This window comes from Dyella kyungheensis (genome assembly GCF_016905005.1).
In the GTDB taxonomy this organism is placed as follows: Bacteria; Pseudomonadota; Gammaproteobacteria; order Xanthomonadales; family Rhodanobacteraceae; genus Dyella; species Dyella kyungheensis.
The window spans coordinates 589,369-606,115 of sequence record NZ_JADIKC010000003.1; the positions used below are offsets into that span (position 1 = coordinate 589,369).

At 65.2% G+C, this 16,747-nt stretch carries 15 protein-coding genes; 10 read left to right on the top strand and 5 right to left on the bottom strand.

The features are described 5' to 3' along the window. Positions 1-69: 69 nt before the first annotated feature. Complete coding sequence (locus tag ISP20_RS07305) at positions 70-597, top strand: Ivy family c-type lysozyme inhibitor (RefSeq protein ID WP_204635395.1); 528 nt, start codon at positions 70-72, stop codon at positions 595-597. 266 nt (positions 598-863) lie between these two features. On the opposite strand, the gene ISP20_RS07310 is transcribed toward ISP20_RS07305, so the two are convergent. Then, entirely contained in the window at positions 864-1,649 is a 786-nt protein-coding gene (locus ISP20_RS07310; protein ID WP_204635396.1) for a phosphatase PAP2 family protein, read from the bottom strand. A gap of 138 nt (positions 1,650-1,787) precedes the next feature. Between ISP20_RS07310 and ISP20_RS07315 the strand changes: the two genes are divergently transcribed. From ISP20_RS07315 to ISP20_RS07355, 9 genes are all read left to right on the top strand, one after another. Continuing rightward, positions 1,788-3,437, top strand: a complete 1,650-nt coding sequence (locus tag ISP20_RS07315; RefSeq protein WP_204635397.1) for a serine hydrolase — start codon at positions 1,788-1,790, stop codon at positions 3,435-3,437. Between the two features lie 71 nt (positions 3,438-3,508). Beyond that, complete coding sequence (locus ISP20_RS07320) at positions 3,509-4,783, top strand: alpha/beta hydrolase family protein (protein ID WP_204635398.1); 1,275 nt, start codon at positions 3,509-3,511, stop codon at positions 4,781-4,783. 89 nt (positions 4,784-4,872) lie between these two features. Next, complete coding sequence (locus ISP20_RS07325; RefSeq protein WP_204635399.1) at positions 4,873-6,486, top strand: alpha/beta hydrolase; 1,614 nt, start codon at positions 4,873-4,875, stop codon at positions 6,484-6,486. Positions 6,487-6,866: 380 nt separating this feature from the next. After that, positions 6,867-8,564 carry a methyl-accepting chemotaxis protein gene (locus ISP20_RS07330; RefSeq protein ID WP_204635400.1) on the top strand — a complete coding sequence of 566 codons (1,698 nt, stop codon included), beginning with the start codon at positions 6,867-6,869 and terminating at the stop codon, positions 8,562-8,564. A gap of 12 nt (positions 8,565-8,576) precedes the next feature. Continuing rightward, positions 8,577-9,410, top strand: coding sequence for a CheR family methyltransferase (locus ISP20_RS07335; protein ID WP_204635401.1), 834 nt, complete (start codon positions 8,577-8,579; stop codon positions 9,408-9,410). Further along, entirely contained in the window at positions 9,403-9,879 is a 477-nt protein-coding gene (locus ISP20_RS07340; RefSeq protein ID WP_204635402.1) for a chemotaxis protein CheD, read from the top strand. The genes ISP20_RS07335 and ISP20_RS07340 overlap by 8 nt, the downstream gene beginning before the upstream one ends. A gap of 14 nt (positions 9,880-9,893) precedes the next feature. Next, positions 9,894-11,390, top strand: a complete 1,497-nt coding sequence (locus ISP20_RS07345; protein ID WP_204635403.1) for a chemotaxis protein CheW — start codon at positions 9,894-9,896, stop codon at positions 11,388-11,390. Positions 11,391-11,647: 257 nt separating this feature from the next. Next, a complete protein-coding gene (locus ISP20_RS07350; RefSeq protein ID WP_204635404.1) occupies positions 11,648-12,037 on the top strand; it encodes an RcnB family protein in 390 nt (129 codons plus the stop codon). Positions 12,038-12,265: 228 nt separating this feature from the next. Further along, the gene (locus tag ISP20_RS07355; RefSeq protein ID WP_204635405.1) at positions 12,266-12,763 is read left to right on the top strand and encodes a DUF3761 domain-containing protein; all 498 of its coding nucleotides are present in this window, start codon (positions 12,266-12,268) and stop codon (positions 12,761-12,763) included. 307 nt (positions 12,764-13,070) lie between these two features. Here the strand turns inward: ISP20_RS07355 and ISP20_RS07360 are convergent, their stop codons facing one another. From ISP20_RS07360 to ISP20_RS07375, 4 genes are read right to left on the bottom strand one after another with little or no spacing between them, the layout of a single operon-like run. Beyond that, positions 13,071-14,162, bottom strand: a complete 1,092-nt coding sequence (locus ISP20_RS07360; RefSeq protein WP_204635406.1) for an ABC transporter permease — start codon at positions 14,160-14,162, stop codon at positions 13,071-13,073. After that, positions 14,159-15,088: an ATP-binding cassette domain-containing protein gene (locus tag ISP20_RS07365; protein WP_204635904.1), complete on the bottom strand. Its 930-nt coding sequence runs from the start codon at positions 15,086-15,088 to the stop codon at positions 14,159-14,161. Before ISP20_RS07365 ends, ISP20_RS07360 begins: the two co-directional genes overlap by 4 nt. 7 nt (positions 15,089-15,095) lie before the next feature. After that, entirely contained in the window at positions 15,096-16,067 is a 972-nt protein-coding gene (locus ISP20_RS07370) for an HlyD family secretion protein (protein WP_204635407.1), read from the bottom strand. Continuing rightward, entirely contained in the window at positions 16,057-16,725 is a 669-nt protein-coding gene (locus ISP20_RS07375) for a TetR/AcrR family transcriptional regulator (RefSeq protein WP_204635408.1), read from the bottom strand. Before ISP20_RS07375 ends, ISP20_RS07370 begins: the two co-directional genes overlap by 11 nt. Positions 16,726-16,747: the final 22 nt, after the last annotated feature.

Consider the following 16,747-nt stretch of genomic DNA (forward strand, 5'->3'; position numbering starts at 1 on the left):
CAGCGCGGCGCTTCGGCGCCGCCTTGTCCATCGCGGTCCGGCATCGGCTGTTTCGCCAGGAGACCCGTCATGGACTACCGTTCGATCGTCACGCTGGGTTTGCTGGCCGCTTGCGTGGCTTGCTCGGATCAGCATGAGCCGCAGGCGGCTGCAACGGCCGCGCCGTCTGCCGCGACGTCGGCGCCGACGCTGGCCGTCAGCAGCGGTGCCAGTTCGCCCGGTGGGCTGACCTATCTCTACGACTTGATGCAACGCCCGGATTTCTCCACGGCGTTTGCGGCCTTGTCGGGTGCCGAGCAGTTGCCGGCATGGGCCAGCCAGGGCGGGGTGGCGACGCCGGCGCAGCAAGTGGTGATCGACGGCCATACCCAGATGCTGGCCGAAGCGTGCAAGCCGCACGATTGCCCGTCCGAACGCATCCTCATCCTCTACGACGAAAACACCCACGCCATGTCCGGCCTGTTCGCGCGCCGCAAACCCGCGGCCTTGAACAATGCCGACAGCAACGATCCGGCCAACGATGATTTCATCTGGCTGGGCGCGCCCGACGATGCCTCGAGGCAGCTGCTGCAGCGCAAGCTCTATTCCCCGAATTGACGGTGACCTGTCCCTGTGGGAGCGCACCCTGTGCGTGACGGGCCTCGCGATAACCGATCAAAGAGGCGAGATCAGACGTGGCAGTCGCGCACAGGGTGCGCTCCCACAAGGGTGAGGTGTTATCGCAGCGCCACCCGATGGCTGATGCCTCTCTGTGGGAGCGCACTTGTGCGCGACAGGTCTTGCGATAACCGATCAAAGAGGCGGGATTTGACGTGGCAGTCGCGCACAAGTGCGCTCCCACAAGGGTGAGGTGTCAGGGGGCGTTACGGCGAACGCCGCATCCGCCACCACTCCGCACCGGCAATACACACCACCAGCCATGCCGATCCGCTGATATAACCAGCCACCACATCGCTGAAATAATGCACTTGCAGCACGATGCGGCTCAGGCCGATCACGCCGATCATGGCCACCGCGCCGGCAATCACCCAGCGATGCCAGCGGTGCGGCAGCACGCGCAGCAGCACATAGGCGAGCATGCCGTAGAACACGATGGCGCCGAACGCGTGGCCGCTGGGAAAGCTCCAGCCGTGCTCGACGATGAAGCCATGGTTGTGCAACGGGCGCGGCCGTTCGAACACGGCCTTCAGGCCGCTGTTGATGGGCACCACGCCCGCCATCGCGACGGTCCAGCAGGTGGCGAGCTGCAGGCGGCGCTGGAACAGCAGCACGGCCAGCACCACCACCGTGACAACGGCGACCGAACCGAGGTCGCCCAGGTGCGACACCGCCGCCACCAGCCGCAGCACGCCCGGCTGCAGGCTCGCGCGCAGATCCTCGGCCAGCGTTTCATCGAACGAGGGCAGCCAGCGCAGCGCTTCTTCCTTCAAGGCCAGCGCGATCGCCGCAAACAGCAGGCATAGGCAGACCAGCATGAGCAGCGCCGTGATGCCGCGCAGGGCGGTCGGCTGGCGGCCGGCGGCGAGGGTGGCCTGGCCGTGCTGGCGGTTCCATTGCCATGCCCGGTCGCCCACCAGCAGGGCGGCCACCAACAGCAGCGCCCAGATCGGCAAGGCGTGGGTGGCGATCCATTCGACCAGTTCGTTCATGCAGACTCCTCGATACAGCCGTGCATGATCCGGGTCGCGGCCCGTCGCGTCGAGATAGCGGCCAACATGACTTTCAGTGCTGGATCAGGAAGCCCTTTGCCGCGATAGTGATGCGCTTTGCCGTGGCGGAGTTGCCGAATGTTCCTGCGAACCCTTTCCCCGCGCCTGGTGGGCTGTGTTGCGCTGCTGGCGCTGACGGCACCGGCCTGGGCCCAGACCGCGCCCGCGACGGCCGCAACGCCTGCCGTCGCCACCAGCGCGCCGGCCTTGCCGGCCCAGCTGCAGGACTTCACCGCCTACGTCGATGCCGTGCGCAAGCAGTTCGATGTGCCGGGCATTGCCGTGGCCATCGTGAAGGATGGACAGGTGGTGCTGGAACAGGGCTACGGCGTGCGCGAACTGGGCAAGCCCGAAGCGGTGGATGCGCGCACGCGCTTCGCCATCGCCTCCAACACCAAGGCGTTCACCGCGGCGGCACTGCAGATGCTGGCGGAGGAAGGCAAGCTCAACATGGATGATCGCGTGATCGATCATCTGCCGTGGTTCCAGATGTCCGACCCGTATGTGACGCGCGAAATGCGCGTCCGCGACCTGCTGGCGCATCGCAGTGGCCTGGGCCTGGGCGCGGGCGACCTGTTGTACTGGCCGCCCACCTCGTATTCCACCAAGGAAGTGGTGCAGCACCTGCGCAACGTGCCGCTGGCCACCAGCTTCCGCAGCGCCTATGCCTACGACAACATCCTGTTCGCCGTGGCCACGCTGGTGATCGAGCAGGTGTCCGGCCAGAGCTACGCCGACTTCATCACCCAGCGCATCTTCAAGCCGGTGGGCATGGACGAATCGCTGATCGACATGAGCCAGCTCAAGCCGGGCATGGACGTGGCGATGGGCCACGCCAAGTTCAACTTCACCGAGTTGAAGCCGGTGCCGCCGATGGCCTGGTCGAACAATTCGGGTGCCGGCGGCATCTACGCCAGCGTGCACGATCTGGCCAAGTGGATGAACGTGCAACTCGCCGGCGGCAAACTGCCGGACGGCAAGGCCCTGTTCTCCGAAGACAGCCAGAAGCAGATGTGGTCGATGCTCACGCCGATGAAGATCTCCGAGCCGCCGGTGCCGGAGCTGCAGGCCGCGCGTCCGAATTTCGCCGGCTACGGCGAAGGCTGGTTCCTCTCCGATTACCAGGGCGCGCGCCTGGTATGGCACACCGGCGGTTGGCCCGGCATGGTCTCGCGCATCACGCTGGTGCCGGAACTCAAGCTCGGCGTGGTGGTGTTGACCAGCCAGGAATCGGGCGCTGCATTCAACGCGGTGACCTATCGCGTGCTCGATGCCTATCTGGGCAAGGACAAGAAGGATTGGCTGGCCGCTTACGCCGCCGCGGTGAAGAAGTCCGAAGGCAACGCCGACGACAGCTGGAAGACGCACGAGAAGGCGCGCGACAAGAACGGCAAGCCGTCGCTGCCGCTGTCGGGTTACGCGGGCACCTTCAAGGACCCGTGGTACGGCGACATCGTGGTGAGCCAGCAGAACGGCAAGCTGCGCATGCGCTTCTCCAAGACCGCGCAGCTGGTGGGCACGATGACGCCGTGGCAGCACGACACCTTCATCGTGCGCTGGGACGATCGCGCGCTCAACGCCGATGCGTTCGTGAACTACGCGCTGGATGCCGACGGCAAGGTTCGCGAGGTGCGCATGCAGCCCGTCTCGCCGCTCACCGATTTCAGCTTCGACTTCCAGGATCTGCGCCTGTCGCCGGCCAAGACCACGACCTCCGGCACGCCCTGACCAATAGCAGGGGTGGTGCGTGCGGGACGCCGCCTATAGTGGTGGCGTCCCCGCGATGGAGTTCCTGTTGCATGAAACGTTTCGTTGCAAGCCTGCTGTGCTTTTCGTTTGCAGGCGTCGCGTTCGCCGCGCCGCCTTCGTGCGCATACGGTATGTACGGCGAGCCCGGCAAGCCGCCGGTGGTGATTTCCAATCCCACCTCCAGCGGTGCCGATGCACCGGAACGCTATACGTTTCTTGATGGTCGTCGCGACGACGTCAATGGCAGCGACGGGCTCGTGCACTGCGACAAGGGCGTAGTGAGCGTGCGCCAAGCCGACGGCGGTTATGCGGCGCAGCCCAAAGTGCCCCTGCGCGAAACGCCGACGCGGTTCAAGAGTCATGGAACCGAGCTGGCGGGTGTGCTGATCGAACCGGCGCAGTCCAACGGCAAACCTCCGCTGGTGGTGTTCGTGCACGGTTCGGAGAAGACGCCGGGCATCGGCGGCTACTACCCCTATGTGTTCGCCGCCGAAGGCTTGGCCGTGTTCGCTTACGACAAACGCGGCACCGGTGCTTCCGAAGGCGATTACACGCAGAACTTCGAACTGCTGGCCGACGACGCCGCTGCCGCGCTGGATGAAGCGCGCAGGCTCGACGCAGGCCGGTATTCTCGCGCCGGTTTCTTCGGCGGCAGCCAGGGTGGCTGGGTGGCGCCGCGCGCGGCGGCGCTGGCGCATGCCGACTACGTGGCCGTGGGTTTTGGCCTGGTGATGACACCGCTGGAGGAAGACCAGCAGCAGGTCGTGCTGGAGATGCAGGAGAAGGGCTATGACGCCGCGGCCATCGCCAAGGCACGCGAAGTCACCGATGCCACCGGGGCGGTGATGGCGTCGCACTTCACCGCCGGCTACGACCAGCTGGAGGCGGTGAAGCGCAAGTTTGCCAAGGAACCGTGGCTGCATACCATCGAAGGCGAGTACACCGGCGAACTGTTGGCCGAGGACGAAGCCGACCTGCGCCGCACCGGCGCTCCCCGCCACGACAGCCTCAACATAATCTGGCATTACGATGCGATCAGCGCCATTCGCACACTGGGCGTGCCCCAGCTGTGGGTGTTGGCCGGTGACGATCGCGATGCGCCTGGCAGCGTGACGCGCGAGCGTCTGGTTGCGTTGAAACACGAAGGCAAGCCGATCGATCTCTACGTCTTCCCGCATACCGATCACGGCATGTACGAATTCGTGCAGAAGCCGGATGGCAGTCGCCAGGTCACGCGTATCACCAATGATTATTTCCGCCTGCTGGCGGACTGGATCAGGCAGCAGGACAAGCCGCCGTATGGCACCGGTGAGCGCATCCGCTGATCGAAGCAGGCGGGGACGGGGTGATGGACTTTGTCGGCCGTTCCCCCGAAGGTTCGTTCAAAGGGGAAAACCCCATCGTGGAGTGGATCATGCGGTCACATCGATTGAAGCTTGCCGTCCTGTTGTGCCTGGGACTGGCTGCCACCACTTGCGCCAGCGCCGAACAGGCCGGTGTGGCGCAGCGTTTCCATGTGGACCTGGCGGTTCCCGGCACGGAGGTGGCGTCCGGCCGCCTGCTGGTCTTCGCCGAACCGGCCAAGGACGCCGAGGCTGGCTCGAAGAACGGCAAGGTGGAGCAGGTGGATCTCGATCCGCTCGCGCCCGACAAGGTGAACGTGGCGGCGCGCGAAGTGAACCGCCTGGTGGCGGGGCAGGGCATCGACATCGATGCCGACCAGCAGGCTTATCCCGCCGCATTCAGCCAGCTGCCCGCGGGCGACTACTACGTGCAGGCCGTGCTCGACACCAACCACAGCTACAACTACAGCGCTCGCGGCGAGGGCGATCTGGTCAGCGAGGTGGTCAAGCTGCACCTGCCGGCCACCGGTCTGCCGCCGCTGAAGCTGGCCACGCAGCTGCCTGCGATCGACGCGTGGAGCATGATCAACCCGGCCTTGCGCGATCTGGTGCCCGAGGCACGCAAGCACACCCAGGACATCGATTTCGTCAGTCCCGCACTCACCGCGTTCTGGGGGCGGCCGATCCATATGCGCGCCAGGGTGGTGCTGCCGCCGGGTTACGACGCCAAGGGCAGCGCCACCTATCCGGTGGTGTACTACACGCACGGCTTCGGCGGCGGCATGAATCGCTTTGCGGGTGTCGCCACCAATCTCTGGCAGGCGATGTCCAAGGGGCAGATGCCGCCGATGATCTGGGTGTTGCTGGACGAATCGCTGCCTACCGGCACGCACGAGTTCGTCGATTCGGTCAACAACGGACCCTGGGGCAAGGCGCTGACCGAGGAACTGATCCCGCAGCTGGAATCGAGCTTCCGCATGGACGCCAAGGCCAGCGGCCGTTTCCTCAACGGCCATTCCTCCGGTGGCTGGGCCACGCTGTGGCTGCAGACGCGCTACCCGAAGATGTTCGGCGGCACCTGGTCCACCTCGCCCGACCCGAGCGACTTCCACGACTTCACCGGCGTGGATCTGTATGCGCCGCACGCCAACGTCTATCGCAAGCCCGACGGCACCGCGTACCCGCTGATTCGCGACAACGGCAAGGTGATCGCCACCTATGAGCAGTACGCGAAGCTGGAACGCGTGTTCGGCAGCTACGGCGGGCAGATGGCGTCGTTCGAGTGGGTGTTCTCGCCACGCGGCGTCGATGGCCGTCCGCTGCCGCTGTTCGACCGCGATACCGGCGACGTGGATGCCAGCGTGGTGGCCTACTGGGGCGAGCACTACGACATCGCCCGTCGCCTGCAGGCCCAGTGGCCGCAGCTGAAGCCGGACCTGGACGGCAAGATCCACGTCTACGTCGGCGGTGCGGACACGTTCTATCTCGACGGTCCCGCGCATCGCCTGAAAGCCGTGCTGGACGGCCTGCACGCGCGTTCCGACATCCGCTTCCTGCCCGGCAAGACGCATTTCGATCTGTACGTCGTCGGCACCGATCGCAATGGCCTGCTCAAGCAGATCGCCTGGGACATGTATGCGGTGGCGCGGCCGCAGTCGACGCTCAAACAGGCTGCGGCGCCCTGATCACCGGCAAGCAGCCCATCGGCCATAGGTGATAGGCCGTTGGCGATGGACGAGGCAATGGGCGTGACTTTTTGAGACGTCCGTCACATTGCCTCGATCTATTTTCCAAGGAATCGGCCAGTCTCACGAAGTGCGCGAAAATCACGGAAATTCCACGGCTTTTTAGGCCTAAAGACGATTCTCCCAGCGCCGATACCTCATACGCGGGGGAGTACTGACGAAGGCAGTCCACGATAGCCAGCCAAGGCGCGCTGGACGGTCGACGCATGCCTTCGGATCGTGCGGCAACGGAGTCCGCGGCGCCGCAAGGGGCGCCGCGAACTCGCCACATCCTCTCCCGTCCGTAACCGATGCGTTCTCATTAACGAGGGAGAGGGGCGATGGGAAAAGAGACACCGGAATTGCAGCTCGTGCCGCACGAGCTCAGGGCCGTCAACGAGGCACTCAACCGCGTCCAGGCGGTGATCGAGTTCGACCTCAAGGGCAAGATCCTCCACGCGAACGACAACTTCCTCAACGCGATGGGATACACGCTGGAGGAGATTCGCGGCCAGCACCATCGCATCTTCTGCGAGCCCGCGTATGCGGCCAGCGCGCAGTACAAGAAGTTCTGGGAAAACCTGGCCAAGGGCGTGCTCGACCGCGGCGAATACAAGCGCATCGGCGGCGATGGGCGCGAGGTGTGGATCAACGCGTCCTACAACCCCGTGTTCGACGAGAACGGCAAGCCGTACAAAGTGGTGAAGTTCGCCACCGACGTCACCGCCAGCCGCCAGCAGAAGGCGGAGTTCGAGGGCAAGGTCAACGCCATCGACAAGGCGCAGGCGATGATCGAATTCGACCTCGCCGGCCACGTGCTGCATGCGAACGACAATTTCCTCAAGGCGATGGGCTACCAGCTGGAGGAAATCCAGGGTCGCCACCACCGCTTGTTCTGCGAAGAAAGCTACACGGCCAGCCAGGCGTATGCCGATTTCTGGGCCAAGCTCAATCGCGGCGAATTCGACGCCGGTCGCTACATGCGGCTGGGCAAGGGCGGCCGGCCGATCTGGATCCAGGCCACCTACAACCCGATCTACGACGGCAACGGCCGTTTGCACAAAGTGGTCAAGTTCGCCACCGACGTCACCGCCCAGGTCGAACTGGAAGAAAGCGTGAAGCGTCGCGCCGCCGAAGACCAGCGCAAGGTCGAAGCCCTGCTCAAGACCGTGCGTCTGGCCGCGGAAGGCGACCTCACCGGCGAAGTGCGCGTCGAAGGCAGCGATCCCATCGACCAGCTGGCCGACGGTATCCAGCAGATGATGAGCGACCTGCGCAGCGTCATCGGCAAGGTGGTCGATTCGGCCAGCGGCTTCTCCGGCAGTTCGCAGGAGATCGCCGGTCGCGCCAGCGGCGTGGCCAGCGGCGCGCAACTGCTGGGCGCCACGGTGGAAGAGATGAATGCCTCGATCGAGGAACTCACCGCCTCGATCAACTCCATCGCGAACAACTCGCGCAGCGCCGACCAGCTCGCCAAGGACACGCACCAGGAAGCCGAACGCGGCGCCAAGGCCATCGCGCGTTCGATCGAGGCGATGGACCTGATCAACAAGTCGTCCGAAGACATCAGCGAGATCATCAAGGTGATCGGCGAGATCGCCAGCCAGACCAACCTGCTGGCCTTCAACGCGGCCATCGAGGCGGCGCGTGCGGGCGAGCACGGCCTGGGCTTTTCGGTGGTGGCGGACGAAGTGCGCAAGCTGGCGGAGCGTTCCTCGCAGGCCACCAAGGAGATCTCCAAGCTCATCAACGAATCGACCAAGCGCGTGGCGCAGGGCAGCGACATCTCCAAGCAGGCGGGCGAAGCGTTCGAGAAGATCGTGGCCGGCGTGGGCCGCACCACCCAGGCGATCTCCGAGATCTCCTGCGGTGCGGACGAGCAACTGGTGGCGGCGCGCGAAGTGAGCGCGGCGATCCAGCAGGTGGCCGAAGAGACCGAGAAATCGGCCGCGGCCTGCGACACCATCGCCCGCTCCACCACGGCATTGACGCATGGTGCCGACGAGTTGAACCGGACCGTCCAGCGCTTCGTGGTCTGAGGGCCGTCGACGATGGATATCGAGAACGAGATCGACCTGGCCACCCAGCGTGCCTTGCTGGACAAGGTGCACCGCCATACCGGCATCCATATGGCGGAGCGCAAGTGGACCTTGCTGCAGGGGCGGCTGCGCCGTCGCCTGCAGACGCTGGCACTCAGCCGCTATCGCGATTATCTCGCGGTATTGGAGGCGCAGCCGGACGAAGTGGGCGCCTTCATCAACCTGGTGACCACCAACGAGACCTCGTTCTTCCGCACGCCGCGCATCTGGGACCATCTCTGGCAGCAACTGCTGCCAGAGTGGTTCCGGCAGCACCGGGGCGCCACCTTGCAGCTGTGGTCGGCGGCGGCTTCCACCGGCGAGGAAGCGTATTCCATGGCGATGATGTGCGAGGAATTCCGCGAGCATCATCCGGCGTTCAAGTACCAGATCCTCGCCACCGACATCGCCAGCCAGGTGCTGGCGGTGGGCAAGGCGGGACACTACCAAGGCAAGAGCATCGACGGCCTGAAGCGTTCCAAGCCGGCGTGGCTGGCCAAGTATTTCCAGGCCGGCGAGGACGGCTACACGGTGTCGCCCGCGCTGCGCTCGCACGTGGTGTTCCGCGAACATCACCTGCACAAGCGGCTCGATGGCGCCCTGCGTTTCGACATCACCTTGCTGCGCAACGTGCTGATCTATTTCGATGAGCCAGGGCAGTGCGGCGTGCTGGAGAACGTGCGGCGCGCAATGTCGCCGAACAGCGTGCTGATCATCGGCGAATCGGAATCGCTGACCCGGCTCAACGTGGGTTTCGATTTCGAGCAGCCGCTGATCTACCGCCGCCAGGAACGCATGCATGCCTGACGGCAACGATATCCAGGTGCGCATGTGCGAAGTGAAGCTCGGCAGCGGCAACGACGTGCTGCGCGCGATTCTCGGCTCCTGCGTCGGCATCGGTCTGCTTTGGCGAAAGCGCGGGCTCTATGCGATGGCGCACTGTCTCCTGCCCGAGCCGCCGCAGGCGCCGGCGGGCGAGGGAGCGAAGTACGTGACCGATGCGGTGCCCACGCTGTTCTCGATGATGGGCCTTGAGCGCGCACGACAGGATGAAGTGGAAGCCGTGATCGCTGGCGGCGCCTGCATGGTGCAGCACGCCACGCCACCTCGGCATGGGCTGATCGGCGAGCAGAACGCGCGCATGGCGCAGCAGTTGCTCGCGCAGACCCGGATCAAGCTCGTGCATGTCGACGTAGGCGGCGAGAGCGGCCGCCAGCTGGTGATCGACTGCGCGCAACATCAATTCGTGGTCAAGACGATTGGCCGCAGCACGTGAACCGGAGCAACCTCATGGCATCTCCCATCGCTACGCCGGCCCGCCAGGATGGCGCCGAATTGTTCGGCTCGTTCCACCTGGGCGACACCGAACTCGTGCTGCCGGTGACGGCTGTGCAGGAGGTGGTGAACTATCCCGCCGCGATCACCCAGGTGCCGTTGGCGCCGAGCTATCTGCTGGGCCTGTTCAATCTGCGCGGCCGCCTGATTCCCATCGTGCACCTGGGGCAATTGCTGCAGCTGCCCGACGGCGGCGCGCGCGAGGCGTCCAAGATCGCCATCGTAGAATTCCGCCAGGGGCGTATCGGATTGCTGTTCGACGCCACCGGCGAAATCCTGCGCGTGCAGCCTGAGCAGAAAGTGAGCTTCAGCGAAGGCGACGGCAGCGCGATGATCGGTGGTGCGCTCAAGCTCGACGGCGGCAACCGCATCCTGCAGATACTGAGCGTGGACGCGTTGCAGCACCTGCACGACATGCCGATCCCCAAGGTCGACGCGAACGAATCGGGCCGGCAGCGTGCCGCGCAGGGACAGCGCCGCCAGGGCGTGTCGTTCCGCGTCAGCGACACGCGCCTGGCGCTGCCGATGGGCGCCATCCACGAGATCATCCGCGTGCCCGAGCTGCTCAAGTCGGTGCTCGCCAGTGAGCTTTGCCTGGGCATGCTCAACCTGCGCGGCAACACCGTGCCGGTGCTGGACTTCGCCCGTTTCCTGGGTTTGCCCTGTGAGGCTTCCGCCACCACGGCCGCCGCCGATTTCGAGGATCCACGGCGCATCGTGGTCATCCGCCAGCAGGAGATGGACTTCGGCCTGCTGGTGGACGACGTGGAAAGCATCGTCAGCTATCGGGACGAGGAACTGCTGGCGATCCCATCGTTCCATCCGGACCGGCCACCACTGTTCACCGGCTGCATCAGCCGCGCCGGCATGCCCGACATCATCCTCGTCAACGAAGCGGCCTTGCTCAGCGATGCCATCGTGAGCGAACTCACCCAGGGACATCGCGCGCTGTACACGCTGGAGTCCGAGGCGGATCGCGGACAGCGCCGTCGTGGCGTGCGTGAGACCTATGTCACCTTCAAGCTCGACCAGCTGATGGGCATGCGCATCGACCAGCTGCGCGAAGTGATCGATTTTCCGCACGAGGTGATGCAGCCGCCCGGTGCCCCGGCGCATGTGCGCGGCATCCTCAACCTGCGGCGCAAGCTGATCACCATCATCGACCTGCGCGCGCTCTACGGCATGAAAGGCTATGCCGACCTTCCCGGCGCGAAGGTACTGGTGGTGGAAAACGACGAGGAACAGTTCGGCTTGATCGTCGACGCCATCGAGAACATCGTGACCATCGATGCGGGCGACAAGATCGGCGTGCCCGCGATATTGCGCCATCAGATCGAGCTGCCGCTGCGCAACGACATGCGCGAGGTGGTGGAACTGTCCGATCAGCGCACGCTGCTGCTGCTCGATGCCTCGCCGCTCAAGCAACGCCTGAGTAGCCGGGCGCTGCATTGAGCCAACGCGTTTGGATGAACCCTTGCAACGCAGGAAGTGGAACAGGGGCTGGCCATGGATGGCTTTTACCGGCAGCTGTTGCGTCGCATCAGCCAAACCAAACGCCAATTCAACGCATGAACTTGCGCAGCACAAGCGCATCGTTTTGCGAGCGAATTCACTCATCGTGCATCGTTGCGAATCACATCATGGCGCCGTCGTGGAAACGTGCGCCAGGGGGCGCGCCAGACCACGGCATGACCCCTTGGAGAGTTCGCATGAAGAAGACCTTGTTCGCACTGATGCTCGGCGCCGTGATGGCTTCATCCACCGTTGCCGCCGCACCGTTTCAGTACGACGACCACCACGATCAGGACCGCCACGACCACGACCAGGGCCATCGCGACGATCATCACGATCAGGGCCATGATCGCGACCATCACGACTATGTGATCGTGCATGACCGCGGCAATCACGAGGGCTGGTACCACCGTGGCGGGCGTGTGCCCGAGGAGTACTACCACGATCGTCGCTACTACGTGGACTACCACGCCTATCACCTCGCGCCGCCGCCGCCGGAACACGTTTGGGTGCGCAGCGATACCGGCGATTTCCTGCTGGTAGCCGTGGCCACCGGCGTCATCGCCGATCTGGTGATCAACCACTGACGATCGGGGACCGCATCGCCGGCATGCGCGCGATGCGGTCCTTCGTCGTACGAAATTGCGAAGTCGCATCACGCCAGATAAACGGCTGTTGCGGGAGCGTGATGCGCCGTCATCAGGCAGGCGCATAGTGTGGGCGCATGCGTCGGCGCGTTGCGATCGGCGCAAAGGGAAACGTTCCGCCGCAGCGGACGGTTCCCACGGGGAAGACACACAGCACGGGAGATCGACATGAAATCGTATGGCTTGATCGCAGTCCTGCTTGCAGGCCTGCTGGCCGGACCGGCCGTCTATGCACAGCAGTCCGCCGCACCGGCCGGCTCGACCGGTCAGTGCAAGGACGGCAGCTACACCAATCACGCCACCAAGAAGGGTGCGTGCTCCGGCCATCAAGGCGTCAAGGAGTGGTACACCGCGGCGCCTGCCGCCACACCGGCCGCCGCAGCCGCTCCCGCCGCCGCCGCTGCGCCTGCCGGTAACGCGATGGCCGCGCCCAAGAGCGCCGCCGCCGCACCGGCTGCCAGTGCCAAGGCCGCCGGTCCGCAACCGCCGGCCAATGCCGCACCGGGCGGTGGCCCGGGCATGGTGTGGGTCAACGACACCAGCAAGGTCTATCACTGCCAGGGCGACAAGTGGTACGGCAAGACCAAGGCAGGTGCGTACATGAGCGAGGCCGATGCAAAGGCCAAGGGTTACCACGGCGATCACGGCAAGGCTTGTACGCAGTAAGCGTGTTCTCTTCGCTTGGAAAGGCCCGCACTTTGCGGGCCTTTTTTGCTTATCGCTTATTGCAGGGAAAGAGGCGACGCGGCACCTGGCTCGTCATTCCGGCGCAGGCCGGAATCCAGTCGCGGTGCGCCTGGCTGTCGCGCCACCGCAATTTCGTTCTTCGTGTTGATCGGACAGGCGGCAACCAAACGAATGGGGCGTTATCGCGCCAACCAGGCGCGTCGCAACTGGATTCCGGCCTGCGCCGGAATGACGAGCCAAGAAAGACCGCCGCCGTCCTCAAAAATCCGCCATGGATTTTTTCCGTTCAATCCAACCGCTTGTGGAACAGCCGAATGGCCAGCGTGAGCATGATCGCGATGAACGCCACCAGGGCGAGCGCGTCGTGCCATAGATCGCCCAGGTCGGCGCCGCGCAGCATGATGCCGCGGATCAGGCGCATGAAGTGGGTCAGCGGCAGCGCCTCGGAGATCCACTGCGCCGGCTCGGGCATGCCCGCATACGGAAACATGAAACCCGAGAGCAGGATCGATGGCAGGAACACGAAGAAGGTCATCTGCATCGCCTGGAACTGCGAGCGCGCCCGTGTCGAGATGAGCAGGCCGAGCGAGAGATTGGCCAGGATCAGCAGGCTGGACGCGAGATAGACGTCCCACAGGCTGCCCCGAATGGGCACGCGGAACAGCCACACGCCCAGCAACAACACCACGGTCGTCTGCACCAGGCCGATCGCCGCATACGGCAGCACCTTGCCGACCATCAGTTCGGTACGGCTGAGCGGCGTGGTGATCAGCAATTCCATGTTGCCGCGCTCGGTCTCGCGCACGATGGCCACGGCGGTGAACAGCACCATGGTCATGGTCAGGATGACGCCGATCAGTCCCGGCACGATGTTGACGGGCGAACGCCGTTCGGGATTGTAGAAACTCACCACGCTGATCGGCGTCTGCGCGCGCGCATGGAAATTGTCCGGCTGGTTGAGCGGGTATTGGGCCAGCTGCGCGGCGGCCGACTGCACCACGTTGTCGCTGCCGTCCACCATCACCTGGATCGCTTCGCGCCCATCCAGCTTGCGGCGCTCGAAATCCGGCGGAACGGCGATGCCCACGCTGATACGGCCCTCGCGCAGCAGGTCGACCAGTTGCTGGGGCGATTGGGCGCTGGCCGCGACCTGGATGACGCCGCTGGCCAGCAGGTCCTGTACAGCGGCGCGCGATCCGGCGGTCTGCGCCTGGTCGACCACGGCGGCAGGAAGGTCGCGCAGATTGAGGTTGATGGCGTAGCCGAACAGCACCAGCTGCATGATCGGCATGCCCATGATCATGGCCAGCGTGATGCGGTCGCGACGCAGCTGGCGCAACTCCTTCAGCATGATGGCCCACAGTCGCCGGAAGTTCATGCCGGTTGCTCCTCGCGCTGCGCATGTTTGCGCGTGGCGACCACGAACACGTCTTCGAGGTTCGGGCTGACGCTTTCGATCTCCATGGCATCGTCGGCGTGGCCTGCCGCGTTGCGCAGATCGTCCACGGTGACCTTGTCCTTGCGCATCAGCACGCGCAGTTCGTTGCCGATCTGCGCCACGCTCAACACATCGGGGTGGCCGTCCAGGGCCTGCTTGGCCTGCCGCGGCGACTGCGCGCGGATCACGAAGGTGCGTCCGCGCAGCTTGTCGGTCAGTTCCTTGGGCGTACCGTCGGCGACCAGGTTGCCGCTGTCGAGAAAGGCCAGTCGATGGCAGCGCTCGGCTTCGTCCATGTAGTGGGTGGAGACGAGGATGGTGGTGCCGGCGTCGGCGAGCTCGAACAATTTCTCCCAGAAATCGCGGCGCGATTCGGGATCGACCGCACTGGTCGGCTCGTCCAGGAACAGCAGCTCGGGTTTGTGCACGATGGCGCCAGCCAGCGCCAGGCGCTGCTTCTGGCCGCCGCTCATGGTGCCGGCCAGTTGTTCCTGCCGGTCATCAAGGTGGTAGCGCTTCAGCAGTTCGTCGACGCGCGTGCGTGTGTCCTGGCGCGAGAGGCCCTGCACGGTGGCGAGGAATTCCAGGTTCTGGCGCACCGACAGATCGTCGAACAGCGAGAACTTCTGCGTCATGTAGCCAATGCGCCGCTTCAACGCTTCGGCCTGTTCGGGAACGCGCAAGCCCAGCACTTCGATATCGCCTTCGCTGGGCGTCAGCAAGCCGCACAGCATGCGTATGGTGGTCGATTTGCCCGAGCCATTAGGACCGAGGAAACCGTATACGCAGGCGCGCGGCACCTCCAGATTGACGCCGTTGACGGCGACCAGCGCGCCGAAGCGCTTGGTCAGTCCCCGCACGTGGATGGCCAGCTCAGTCATGGCTGCTCTTGCCCGGGAATGCCACCGCGACGGGGAATCCCTGTGGCAGATCGCGGGCATCGGTGTCGAGCGCGATCTCCGCCAGATAGCTCAGGCGCGTTGCGTCCTCGCCGTTCAACGCGTAGTACGGCGTAAAGGTGGGTTCGCTGCGGACCATCCGCACGGTGCCGTTGAATTGCCGCTTGCCCTCGTGCAGGCGGACCACCGCCTTGTCGCCGACCTTGATCGACGGACGCAGCGCGGCAGGGACGTAGACGCGTGCATACGGCGTGTCGCTGGCGAGCAGGATCACCAGCGGCGTGCCGGGTTGGGCCTGGTCGCCCAACTTGTAGGGAAGGCTGTCGACGCGCACATCGCGCGGTGCCGTCAGATCGAGTTTGTCCAGATCGACGGAGCGCGACGCCGCATTGGCCGTCGCCGCCGCCACGGCGGCGCGTGCTTGCGCGATGTCTTCCACGCGCGATCCGTTCACCAACTGGTCGAGCGCGGCGCGATCGGCGGCTACTGCCGCGTCCGCGTTGCCGGCCGAGGCTTTGGCGCGATCGAGATCGGCGGCGGAGACGAACTGCTGTTTGCCCAGGGCCGAGAGCCGCTGGTAGTAGGCGTTCGCATCGCGCGACTGCGCCTGTGCGCCGACGAGGTTGGCACGCGCCTGGCGGATCTGTTCCTCGCGCGGACCGCGCTGCAGTTCCAGCAAGGCCTGTTGCTGCTGTTGCAGGTCGGCGCGCGCGTTGTCGAGCGCTGCCTGCGTGCGCGTGGTTTCCAGCTGCATGATGCGCATGCCGGCAGGGACGTACTGGCCTTCGCGCACATCGATCTTCACGATGTGCTCCGCGGCCGGGGCGGGCAGGGTGATGCGGTCGAATTCCACCGTGCCGAGCACTTCGGGCGACGAGCGATGGCAGCCGGCCAGCAGCGCGGCGGCGACCACCAGGACAACGAGAAGACGCAGGTCAGTTTTCATGCGCGGGCTCCAAACCATGGCCGAGCAGGGCGAGCGCGTGGCGCACCAGCACGTCCGTGCCCAGCTCGGCCTGGAAAATCTGCCGCCAGATCGGTGCGCTGGCCGCCGGGAACAAGGTCAAACCAATCAACGACACCACCAGCAGGCGCGGATCGAGCGCGGCATTGAGCTGTCCTCGCTGCTGCGCCTGCGCAAAGCGGCCGGCCAGCATCTGCGGCAGTTCGGGCCCGATGCGCGACAGCAGCAGTTCCCGCAGGGCGCCGCCTTCGCACAGCACTTCGCGCACCCACAGCGAGGGAAACCACGGGAACGCATCGACCAGTCCCAACACGCCCTGCACGAACTGCCGCGTCATGGCGATGACGTCGTCGCCCGTGCTGCCCACGCGTTCGCGCAGGCTCATCACGGCAGGCAGCAGGCGTTCCTCGAACACGGCGTCCTGCAAGGCCTGCTTACTGCCGAAGTAGTAGTTGAGCATCGCCGGCGTCACGCCGGCCTCCTTGGCGATGTTGCGCGACGAAGTGGCCGCGATGCCGTCCCGCACGAAGCAGGCGAGCGCCGCCTCGATCAGGGTGGCGCGAAGGTCGGGGCTGTCCGTGGCGGGGCGGCCGGGGGCGCGGCGTTTGACGGTCCGAGGGGGAGTGGCTTGGGTAGTCATGTCTCTTAATTAATCATAGCTT